Below are 10,354 nucleotides of genomic sequence, written 5' to 3' on the forward strand. Positions count from 1 at the left end.
CATCAGGCAGCACGAGCCGCTGTCGGAGCCGGAGCCGGAGCGAGCATCAATCGTTTGTCTTGGCCAGGAATGCATAGCCTCTCTGGACGGCTATCTCGCTGCATGCTGCGGCGCCCGGTGTGGATGCTGCCCCTCAGCGTTGGCAGCGTCCCGCAGCTAGCTGCTGAGACGATTCGGCTGCAGTCTGAGCGCCATCGGCCGAGCGTGTCAGAGTCCTTGCCTGGAAGGCAGACCATGCTACTGACGTGCGGAAACAGCCTCAGCTGATGCCCTTGAGGAGTTGGCGGGCCATGACGATGCGTTGGACTTGGTTGGTGCCTTCGTAGATCTGGGTGATCTTGGCGTCGCGCATCATGCGTTCGACCGGGTAGTCGTGGGTGTAGCCGTAGCCGCCGAGGAGCTGGACGGCGTCGGTGGTGACCGCCATCGCGACGTCGGAGGCGAAGCACTTGGCGGCGGCGCCGAAGTACGTCAGGTCGGAGTCACCGCGCTCGGAGCGGGCAGCAGCGGCGTACGTGAGCTGACGGGCGGCCTCGATCTTCATGCCCATGTCCGCGAGCATGAACTGCAGGCCCTGGAACTCGGCGATCGCCTTGCCGAACTGCTTGCGCTCCTTGACGTACCCGAGCGCGTAGTCGAGCGCGCCCTGCGCGATCCCGAGCGCCTGCGCGGCGATCGTCACGCGGGTGTGGTCGAGGGTCGCCATCGCGGTGCCGAAGCCCGTGCCCGGGTCGCCGATCAGCCGCGCGGCCGGGATCCGGACGTTGTCGAAGTACACCTCGCGGGTCGGCGAGCCCTTGATCCCGAGCTTCTTCTCCGGGGCGCCGAACGAGACGCCCTCGTCGGACTTCTCCACCACGAAGGCGGAGATCCCCTTCGACCGGGCGTCCGGGTCCGTCACCGCGAAGACCGTGTAGAAGTCGCTGACGCCGGCGTTGGTGATCCAGCGCTTCACGCCGTTCAGCACGTAGGAGTCCCCGTCGAGCACCGCGCGGGTCTTCATCGAGACGGCGTCCGAACCGGCCTCCGGCTCGGACAGGCAGTACGAGAACATCGCGTCGCCCGCCGCGACCGGCGGCAGGTAGCGCTGCTTGACCTCGTCGGAGGCGGACAGCAGCAGCGGCAGCGAGCCGAGCTTGTTGACGGCCGGGATCAGCGAGGACGACGCGCACGCGCGGGCGACCTCCTCGATCACGATCACCGTGGCGAGAGCGTCCGCGCCGGCGCCGCCGTACTGCTCCGGGATGTGCGGCGCGTGGAAGTCCGAGGCCTTCAGCGCGTCGTACGACGCCTTCGGGAACTCGGCCAGCTCGTCCACGTCCCCGGCGTGCGGGGCGACCTTGGCGTCGCAGACGTCGCGAACGGCCTCGCGGATCGCCTGGTGCTCCTCGGACAGCGCGTACAGCTCGAATGAGTTACTCACGAGTCACACAGTACGACGAACATCTCGCCGACGGAGGACGTCGTACGCCGAAAGTGAGCAAGAGCGCACTCTCCAGACATGAGCCGATAACCGGCTGATAACCACGATGGGTAGAGTCCCGGACATGAGTGAAGCGACCTCCCGCCCCCTGCGGATCGCCGTGATCGGCACCAACTACCTCGGCGCGAACACCGCCGCCGGGATGGCCGAGTTCGGTTTCGACGTGATCGGGGTCGAGATCGACGAACACCGGCTGAAGCTGCTGAACGACGGCAAGGCGCCGCTGTACGAGCCTGGGCTGGACCCGCTGCTGAAGAAGCACGTCGACTCCGGCCGGCTGCGGTTCACCAAGGACTACCGGGAGATCGGCGACTGGGCCGACGTGCACTTCATCTGCGTCGGAACGCCGCAGCTCGAGGGCAGCGAGGCCGCCGACCTGGCCCAGGTGCACTCGGTCGTCGACATGCTCGCGCCGCTGCTCACGAAGCCGGCGCTGGTGGTCGGCCGCTCCACGGTCCCGGTCGGTACGTCGACGATCGTCGAGCAGCGTTTCCACGCCGAGGCGCCGGCCGGGTCGGCGGTCGAGATCGCCTGGCAGCCCGAGTTTCTCCGCGAGGCGCACGGTGTCGAGGACACGCTGCACCCGGACCGCCTGGTGTTCGGCGTCCAGTCCGCTGCCGCAGAGGCCCGGATGCGCGAGGTGTTCGCCACCCCGATCAGCGAGGGTTCGCCGGTGGTCGTCTGCAACCTGCCGACCGCGGAGCTGGTGAAGGGCGGCGCGAACGCGTTCCTGGCCACGAAGATCTCGTTCATCAACGCGCTCGCCGAGATGGCCGACGCGACCGGCGCGGACGTCACCCAGCTGGCCGAGGCGCTCGGGTACGACAAGCGGATCGGCCGCGGCGCGCTGAACGCCGGGCCCGGGTACGGCGGCGGTTGCCTGCCGAAGGACCTGCGCGCGTTCATGCATCGGGCCGGCGAACTCGGCGTCGAAGAGGTCATCACGCTGCTGCGCGAGGTCGACGACATCAACCAGCGCCGGCGGGCCGGCATCGTTGACCTGACCCACGAGATGCTCGGCGGCGAGTGGATCGGCAAGAACGTCACGGTGCTGGGCGCCGCGTTCAAGGCCGGTACGGACGACGTCCGCGACTCGCCCGCACTCGACGTGGCCGGGCGGATCCAGCTGCACGGCGCGAACGTGACGGTGTTCGACCCGGAGGCGATGGAGAACGCCCGCAAGGTCCGTCCGACCCTGCGCTACGCCCCCACCGCGGTCGAAGCGTGCCGCGAGGCGCACGCCGTACTGCACCTGACCGAGTGGCCGGAGTTCCGCGAGCTCGACCCGGCCGCGCTCAGGGGGGTCGTCACCCACCCGGTCGTCATCGACGCCCGCCTCAACCTCGACGCCGACACGTGGCGCGCCGCAGGCTGGACCTACCGGGCGCCGGGCAGGCCCTAAGCGACTGTTGCGGATCGGAGGACCGGGCGCGTCAGCACGACGCACCCGGTGATGGCCGCTGCCACCGAGATGGCCAGGCAGACACCGGTGATGCCGATGCCGCTCACATCGGCCAGGCCGCCGAGCAGCGGGTTCGCCACCATGATCGCGAGGCTCTGGCAGAGCACGACGATGGACTGCAGACGGGACTGGAACTCACGCTCCACCGAGTTCATGAGCAGCGGCAGCACGTGACCGGTGAACGTACCGACGCCGATCCCGCTCAGCACGCCGGCGGCGAACGTCAAGGGCAGTGGCTCGAGCACCGAAAGGCCGAGCAGTCCGGCAGCCGCCACCAGGAGTCCGAGCGCGGCGAAGATGCCCGGGCGGGGAAACGCGCCCCGCATCAGGATGCGTAGGGCGATCACCCCCACTCCCAGGCTCCGGCTGGCGACCAGCAGACCGGCGGTCGCGGCGTTCCACCCGTGGTCGCGGGCGAGCAGCGGGAACAGCAGTGCGTCGAGCGGCATCAGCAGACCTGCCGCAACCGTCATCGTGATCAGCAGCGCCCGGGTGAGCGGGCGGCCGAAGGCGACCTGGATCCCGGCGCCGATCGAGCGGAGCATGCCGGCCGGCATCCGGCCGGGAGGCGCGATCGTATTCCGCAGCAGGATCAGGACGATGATCATCACGCCGAACGTCAGGGCGTCGAAACCGCCGGCCGCGGTGAGTCCGGCCCAGCTCACCAGGACGCCGCCGACCGCAGTGCCGGTGACGGCGAAGACCACGCCGGTCACCTGGAAGCTCGCCAGCGCTCGGGGCACCTGCGCCGGCGGCACCAGCAGACGCGGCATCGACCGTGACGAGGGCAGGAAGAACGCGTCGATCGTTCCGACGACGAGGGCCAGGATCACCAGCAACCACACGGGTTCGCCGACAGCCAGCGTGGCCGGGACGAGGGCCGCGGTGACCAGGAACATCGCGGTGCAGCTCACCAGCAGCACGCGAGGAGCGCCGTACTTGTCGCCGATCGCGCCGCCGACCAGCAGCAGAACAGCTCGCGGGGCGGCGGCGAGCAACAGGATGAGGCCGGCGACGCCGCCGCCGTGCTGGGTGGCGGACCAGCCGATGGCGAACGTCATCGTCAGATCGCCGAGGAGAGACACGACGGCGCCGAACAGCCAGATCCAATAGCGGCCCGGAATGCGCTGCGTGTCCGAGTCAGTGGGCGGAGTCACGATCGACGACCTTAGACGACAACGAATGGGAACTCATGACTACCCGCCCCGTCCTGTGGAAAACCAGTGACTGCCTCAGCCTTTACGCAGCTCTGCCGCCCCGTCACGCACCGTAGCGCCCTTGGCCCGTGCCGCCCCCGCGAGGCTTTCCTGGAACGCCAGCATCCGGTCCCGCAACTTCTCGTCGGACGCAGCCAGGATCCGGACCGCGAGCAGCCCCGCATTACGAGCGTTCCCAATCGAGACCGTCGCAACCGGCACTCCGGCCGGCATCTGCACGATCGACAGCAGCGAGTCCATTCCGTCGAGGTATTTCAGCGCCACCGGTACGCCGATCACCGGCAGCGGGGTCACCGACGCGAGCATCCCGGGCAGGTGCGCGGCCCCGCCGGCGCCGGCGATCAGCACCTTCAGTCCCCGCTCGTGTGCTGACTTTCCGTAGTCGATCATCTCGGCCGGCATCCGGTGCGCCGACACCACATCTGCCTCAAAGGGCACGTCGAACTCGGCACACACCTCGGCCGCGGCCTTCATGGTCGGCCAGTCGCTGTCCGACCCCATCACGATGCCAATCACTGCTTTTCCTATTCGTCGATCGTGCCGGTCAGGTACGCGGCGGCGTGCCGCGCGCGTTCACGGGTCTCCTCGAGGTCGTCGCCGTACGCCGTGACGTGGCCGACCTTGCGCCCCGGCTTGACCGACTTCCCGTAGAAGTGGACCTTCAGGCCCGGGTCGCGCGCCATGCAGTGCAGCAAGCCGCGGTGCATGTCCTCGACGTCGCCGCCGAGCACGTTGACCATGACGGTGTACGGCGCTCGCGCGGCCGGCGAACCGAGTGGCAGGTCGAGCACCGCGCGCAGGTGGTTCTCGAACTGGGACGTGACCGCGCCGTCGATCGACCAGTGCCCGGTGTTGTGCGGGCGCATCGCCAGCTCGTTGACCAGCAGCCGCCCGTCCCGCGCCTCGAACATCTCGACCGCGAGGATGCCGACCACGCCGAGCTCACCGGCGATCCGCAGCGCGGTCTGCTGCGCCTGGGCGGCCCGCTCCGGCGCCAGACCCGGCGCGGGCGCGGTCACCTCGACGCAGACGCCGTCCCGCTGCACCGACTCGACGATCGGGTACGCGACCGCCTGCCCGTGCGGCGAGCGCGCCACGATCGCGGACAGCTCGCGGACGAAGTCCACCTTCTCCTCGGCCAGGATCGGTACGCCGCTGCCGAACGCGGTCGCGATCTGCGGGTCCTCGGGACCGTCGACGAACCACACGCCCTTGCCGTCGTACCCGCCGCGGGTGGTCTTCAGGATGATCGGGAAACCGCCGACCCGCTTGGCGAAGTCCGCGACGTCGGCGGGCGTCGCGACCACCTGGTGCGCGGGCGCCGGCGCGTCGAAGGTGTCCAGCCGGGCGCGCATCACGGCCTTGTCCTGGGCGTGCACGAGCGCGTCCGGGCCGGGCCGCACCGCGATCCCGTCCGCCTCGAGCGAGTGCAGCAGGCCCGTCGGGACGTGCTCGTGGTCGAACGTCACCACATCGCACTCCGCGGCGAACCGCCGTACCGTCTCGGAGTCCTTGTAGTCGCCGACTGGGGCGTCCGCGACGGCCTGGGCCGCCGACACCGTCGCGCCCTCGGCGAGCACGCGGAGCTGGATTCCGAGGGCGACGGCCGTCTCCTGGGTCATCCGGGCCAGCTGCCCGCCGCCGACCATGCCGACCACCGGGGTACCGACAGGGAGATCCTTACGATCGAACTTCACAGCGGTGAGCCTAATGTCCATACATCATCGGGCGTACGGCGGCTGTCGCGGCACGCGGGCGATTTCGGGGTCGGACCGGTCGCCGGGTACCGTGGGAAGCTGCCCTCCCCGTCGCGGTGTGATCACAGAAGGTTCCGAGGACCGTTGAAGCTCGTCACCACGCTGTACCGCCAGTTCCAGCACTTGGTGCACGAAGTCGCCAAGTTCGGCCTGGTCGGTCTGCTCGGTCTGGTCGTCGACCTGCCGATCTACAACTGGCTGGTCTTCAACAACCCGCTGGTGCTCGCCGACTCGGGTGTCGGCATGCTGCACCACAAGCCGCTGACGGCGAAGCTGATCTCGACCACGGTCGCCACGATCGTGACGTACTTCGGTAACCGGTACTGGACGTGGCGGCACCGGGAGCGCTCGGGCCTGCACCGTGAGTACGTGCTGTTCTTCGTCCTGAACGGTATCGGCCTGCTGATCGCGGCCGGCTGCCTGGCCTTCTCGCGGTACGTCCTGGACCTGCACAGCTGGCTGTCCGACAACATCGCGGCCAACTTCATCGGCCTCGGCCTCGGCACCCTGTTCCGCTTCTGGTCCTACCGCAAGTTCGTCTTCAAGGAAGAACTCGCGCTCGACGAGGCCGAGCACACCCCGACCCCGGACTCCCCCGCCGAACTCGACGGGGAGTCGACCGGAGATCTGCCCGCGGTCCGCTGACCCCGGCTGGTCGATGACTTCCCCCGTGCAGGCGCGGTCGCGGCTCCATCCTGCGGTTGTCGTCAGCATCGTTCTGGCTGTGCTGCTGGTGGGCTCCGTTGTCGCCGGGACCGTGGCCGTCGGCATCGTGCGGGCCGACGCGAAGACGCAGCTCGAACGCGCCGACAACCTGCAGCGCAAGCTCGACGAGGCCGGGCCGGGCGAGCAGGTACGCAAGGACGTGCTGGCAGCCGCGCAGGCCGATGTCAGCGTCCTCTTCAGCTATGACTACCGAAAGCTCGACGACTACGCGTCGGCGACCCGGAAGGTCACGACGGAGAAGTTCGGCGCCGAGTTCGCGAAGACAGTGGCCGCGATCCGGCCGCAACAGCTGAGCCAGCAGGCCGTTGCCAAGGCCGAGGTCGCGGACGCCGCGGTCAAGGATGCGACGGACGCCACGGCGCACGTCCTCCTGTTCGTCGACACCACCACGACGACAAAAGGCGCGTCGACACCGAGCGTCCAGCGCACCCGGGTGCAGCTCACGCTCCAGTCGGTCGCCGGCCAATGGCTCGTGGACGGCGTCGAAGCAGTCTGAAGCTGTTCGTCACTCTCCGAACGGCGGCTTCCACGTGGCGTTGCCGTCGGTCCAGTGGAAGTAGACCGGGTCGGCGAACGTGCCCGGGACCTTGCCGAACGACTGGATGACGGTGGTCGGGCCGGTGGCGTGGCCGAGGGCGTACATGTAGGCGGTGTGGGTGTCCCGGTCGATGCCGAGCAGGACCGACCCGTACTGACCGCACTGCTGCGCGATCAGCGTCTCGAAGCCCTGCCAGGTCTTACTGCGAACCTGCTTGACGATCGGCTTCATCGGCGCCGTGGTCGGGATGTGGATCGTGTACAGCGCACCGCCGCGGGTGTTCGCGAGGAACGTGTCGTAGGTCTTGGTCGAGCTGATCAGCGTCATCGCCTTCACCGCGGCGAATCCGGGCGCGGACACCTTGTTCTGCCAGGCGCCCTTGCTGTCGACGGTCCAGCGGAACAGCGTGCCGTCGTTGCGGAGTCCGTACATGTTGTTCCGGAGCACCTTGTCGTAGTAGACCCCCTCGTCGAGTGCGACGAAGGTCCCCCAGCCGCCGCCGAACCGCTTCACTCCGCCCTCGATGACGCCGTCCTCGCCGGTCGAGTAGTTGGCGTAGTACAGCGCGTCCCCCAGCACGCTGTAGCCGCCGACGAAGGCGATGCTGATCCCGTCGTCGCCCCGCGAGATCGACGAACTGAACCGAACCGCTCCGTCGGGGTACACGTCGCGCCCCAGGATGCGGCTGGCCGGGGCCGTCGGCGGCGTCGCCGCGAAGACGCCCTGTTCCCTGTGGTCACCGCCGGCCGTCACGGACCCCACCGCCACCGGGCAGCCCCCTGCCGACACCGCGCTCGGCGTCGCCGCCGCAGTTCCCGGGATCACCCCCGCTGCCACGAGTAGGGCCGCCGCCGTCGTTCCGAGTGGTTTGAGCATTGGTACCACCCCCTTTCACTTGCCTTGATGCTCTCTTGTGAGCAGTTGTTGTCGGTAGGGCGTGTGAAAATGCCGTGGTGACTGACTTCGACGTGCGGGTGGCGCAGGCAGACGAGTACGAGCCGGTCGGTCGGGTGTTCGGCGAGGCGATGATGTTCGAGTCGACAGCCGACGACCTCGGGCGGCAGCTGTTCGAGCCGGAGCGGACGTTGGTCGCGACCGACGGCGCGGAGATCATCGGGACGACCAAGGCGCTCACACGGGACCTGTCCGTGCCCGGTGCGGTGGTCGACGCGGCCCACGTGACCGGGGTCGGCGTGCGGGCGACGTACCGGCGGCGTGGTGTGCTGTCCCAGTTGATGGGCCGGCAACTGCGGGAGGTGCCGGAGGCGATCGCGGTGCTGTGGGCGAGTGAGCCGGCCATCTACGGGCGGTTCGGGTACGGCGCGGCCGCGTGGGGAACGAACTACGAGATCGACCTTCGCCGCGTTGGCCCGACCAACGACCGGATCCGTCCGGGTGCGCTCGGCGTACTGACCGTGGACGAGGCGCTCAAGGAGTTGCCGACCGTACTGCGGCGTGCGCAGGAGCAACGCCCTGGCGTGTCCGGGCGGTCGGACTTGCGGTGGCAGAAGCACCTCGAGGACAAGCCGGACGACCGCGGCGGGCGGACCGCGCGACAGATCCTGGTGCACCGTGACGAGGCCGGCACCATCAACGGGTACGCGCTCTGGCGCGGCAAGATGAACTGGGTGCCGACCGGCCCGGCGAACGAGGTGCTCGTCGAGGAACTGGTCGCGCCGGACGCGACGGCGTACCGGGTGCTGTGGCAGCACCTGCTGACGATGGATCTGACCGCGAAGGTCGGCTACGGGTACGCCGCTGTGGACGAGCCGCTGCAACAGCTCGTCAGCACACCGACCGCCCTCGAGCGCCGTGTCGGCGAGTCCCTGTGGCTGCGCGTGACCGACGTACCGCGGGCGCTGCAGCAGCGGCAGTACGCCGTACCGGTCGACGTCGTCCTCGACGTGACCGACGACCTGATCGAGGCGAACACCGGCCGGTTCCGGCTGACCGCCGACGGGTCGTCAGTCAGATGCGAACGCACCGACGACCCCGCCGACCTCAGCCTGTCGATCGCCGTACTCGGCGCCGCCTATCTCGGCGGCCGCCCCCTCGCCGAGTTCGCACCAACAGGCCGCGTCACCGAACACACCCCCGGCACCCTGGCCCGCGCAACAGCCGCCTTCGGCTGGCCGACCGCACCGGTCAGCCTGGAGGTCTTCTGAGCGGATGTCATCGAGATGTCATCGCTGCTGAATAGGTTCCTGGTTCGAGCTCGGACCAGGAACCGGAGGCAGCATGATCGACCACCAGCTCCGGAAACCGGGAGAACACCTCTACCTGTCGGAGCACACCAGGACGATCCTCCTCGATGCACTCCGGGACGTGTTCCCGCGCGCCTCGTACTCCGCGGACCGCTTCGTCAGCTGTACCCGTCCGTGCTGCTGCGCTAGCGCTCGTCGTCCGAGCTGAAGATGGTGTCGCCGTCGTCGGTTCGCGGCTGCTGTTGCTGGGGTTGCTGGGGCCGGCGGCGCATGTGTTCCGGGGGTTGCTCGTCCTCGAGGATGCCGTCGCCGGGTCGGCCCTCCGGGCCGCCGAACAGGAGGTCGGACATCTGCAGGTGGACGTGCTCGACATGCGGTACGTCGGGAAGCACGACCTGACCGCGTTCGCCGGCGGACTCGATGTGCAGCGTGCCGCAGCCGAGGATCCGGTCCACCAGGCCGTGCTCGTAGGACACGTCGTTGATCCGCATCAGCGGGATGTCCCGGCCGGTCCGGGTGAGGATGCCGTGCCGGGTGATCAGCCGCCGGTTGGTGATCGTGTACGTCGAGAAGAACCAGTTCAGGAACGGCTTCAGCCCGAAGGTCGCGACGAGCACCACGCCGACCGCGAGCACCGCGATCCGGGCCGGGGTCTGCATCGACCCGGACGGCACGATCGCGGCCAGGAAGCCGCCCAGGCCCGCAACCACCAGCAGCAGGAAGACCGGCCCGATCAGCGCCTTCCAGTGCGTCCGGGTGCTGACGACGACGTACTCGTCCTCACCCAACAACTTCGCCGAGATCGCCATGGCCCCAGTCTCACAGGTAGCAGGTTCGGTTGTCCCCTCCCGACACGATCGAGGGCAACCCTCGGGTGCTGATCGGAGGGCAAAGAGGTTTAACACTTCACAAAATGCATACAGTGAGCCAAGATGCGCGAGGGGTAACGACTGGGGACAGAAGGAGC

Annotated in this window: 10 protein-coding genes; 4 read left to right on the top strand and 6 right to left on the bottom strand. The window is 68.8% G+C overall.

Translation table 11 applies throughout. The annotated features are described in order from the left end of the window. Positions 1-259 precede the first annotated feature (259 nt). Positions 260-1,423, bottom strand: coding sequence for an acyl-CoA dehydrogenase family protein (locus E0H45_RS31525; protein WP_131344224.1), 1,164 nt, complete (start codon positions 1,421-1,423; stop codon positions 260-262). Between the two features lie 124 nt (positions 1,424-1,547). On the opposite strand from E0H45_RS31525, the gene E0H45_RS31530 reads away from it, so the two are divergent. Next, positions 1,548-2,885, top strand: a complete 1,338-nt coding sequence (locus tag E0H45_RS31530) for a UDP-glucose dehydrogenase family protein (RefSeq protein ID WP_131344226.1) — start codon at positions 1,548-1,550, stop codon at positions 2,883-2,885. Here the strand turns inward: E0H45_RS31530 and E0H45_RS31535 are convergent. The 3 genes from E0H45_RS31535 to E0H45_RS31545 all read right to left on the bottom strand — a co-directional run bounded on the left by E0H45_RS31535 (position 2,882) and on the right by E0H45_RS31545 (position 5,859). Beyond that, complete coding sequence (locus E0H45_RS31535) at positions 2,882-4,102, bottom strand: MFS transporter (RefSeq protein WP_131344228.1); 1,221 nt, start codon at positions 4,100-4,102, stop codon at positions 2,882-2,884. The two genes, E0H45_RS31530 and E0H45_RS31535, sit on opposite strands and share 4 nt — an antisense overlap. Before the next feature lie 75 nt (positions 4,103-4,177). Continuing rightward, complete coding sequence (purE, locus tag E0H45_RS31540) at positions 4,178-4,663, bottom strand: 5-(carboxyamino)imidazole ribonucleotide mutase (RefSeq protein WP_131345825.1); 486 nt, start codon at positions 4,661-4,663, stop codon at positions 4,178-4,180. A gap of 23 nt (positions 4,664-4,686) precedes the next feature. Continuing rightward, positions 4,687-5,859, bottom strand: coding sequence for a 5-(carboxyamino)imidazole ribonucleotide synthase (locus E0H45_RS31545; RefSeq protein WP_238155439.1), 1,173 nt, complete (start codon positions 5,857-5,859; stop codon positions 4,687-4,689). Between the two features lie 144 nt (positions 5,860-6,003). Here E0H45_RS31545 and E0H45_RS31550 point away from each other — a divergent pair, with 144 nt between their 5' ends. Together E0H45_RS31550 and E0H45_RS31555 are read left to right on the top strand one after the other, a co-directional pair. Further along, the gene (locus E0H45_RS31550) at positions 6,004-6,564 is read left to right on the top strand and encodes a GtrA family protein (RefSeq protein WP_131344232.1); all 561 of its coding nucleotides are present in this window, start codon (positions 6,004-6,006) and stop codon (positions 6,562-6,564) included. 13 nt (positions 6,565-6,577) lie between these two features. Next, positions 6,578-7,141 carry a hypothetical protein gene (locus E0H45_RS31555; RefSeq protein ID WP_131344234.1) on the top strand — a complete coding sequence of 188 codons (564 nt, stop codon included), beginning with the start codon at positions 6,578-6,580 and terminating at the stop codon, positions 7,139-7,141. A gap of 9 nt (positions 7,142-7,150) precedes the next feature. Here the strand turns inward: E0H45_RS31555 and E0H45_RS31560 are convergent, their stop codons facing one another. Next, the gene (locus tag E0H45_RS31560) at positions 7,151-8,059 is read right to left on the bottom strand and encodes a hypothetical protein (RefSeq protein ID WP_238155441.1); all 909 of its coding nucleotides are present in this window, start codon (positions 8,057-8,059) and stop codon (positions 7,151-7,153) included. Positions 8,060-8,136: 77 nt separating this feature from the next. Between E0H45_RS31560 and E0H45_RS31565 the strand changes: the two genes are divergently transcribed. Continuing rightward, the gene (locus E0H45_RS31565; protein ID WP_131344236.1) at positions 8,137-9,348 is read left to right on the top strand and encodes a GNAT family N-acetyltransferase; all 1,212 of its coding nucleotides are present in this window, start codon (positions 8,137-8,139) and stop codon (positions 9,346-9,348) included. Between the two features lie 224 nt (positions 9,349-9,572). Here the strand turns inward: E0H45_RS31565 and E0H45_RS31570 are convergent, their stop codons facing one another. Next, positions 9,573-10,196: a PH domain-containing protein gene (locus E0H45_RS31570; protein ID WP_131344238.1), complete on the bottom strand. Its 624-nt coding sequence runs from the start codon at positions 10,194-10,196 to the stop codon at positions 9,573-9,575. Between the last annotated feature and the right edge of the window lie 158 nt (positions 10,197-10,354).

It is taken from the genome of Kribbella soli, from assembly GCF_004331345.1.
Taxonomy (GTDB): Bacteria; Actinomycetota; Actinomycetes; order Propionibacteriales; family Kribbellaceae; genus Kribbella; species Kribbella soli.

What these genes read in the sequence shown, in the direction of transcription:
- E0H45_RS31530 (WP_131344226.1), top strand. Translation starts at nt 1,548, where the DNA reads ATGAGTGAAGCGACCTCCCGCCCCCTGCGGATCGCCGTGATCGGCACC.
- purE (WP_131345825.1), bottom strand. Translation starts at nt 4,663, where the DNA reads ATGGGGTCGGACAGCGACTGGCCGACCATGAAGGCCGCGGCCGAGGTG.
- E0H45_RS31555 (WP_131344234.1), top strand. Translation starts at nt 6,578, where the DNA reads ATGACTTCCCCCGTGCAGGCGCGGTCGCGGCTCCATCCTGCGGTTGTC.
- E0H45_RS31560 (WP_238155441.1), bottom strand. Translation starts at nt 8,059, where the DNA reads ATGCTCAAACCACTCGGAACGACGGCGGCGGCCCTACTCGTGGCAGCG.
- E0H45_RS31570 (WP_131344238.1), bottom strand. Translation starts at nt 10,196, where the DNA reads ATGGCGATCTCGGCGAAGTTGTTGGGTGAGGACGAGTACGTCGTCGTC.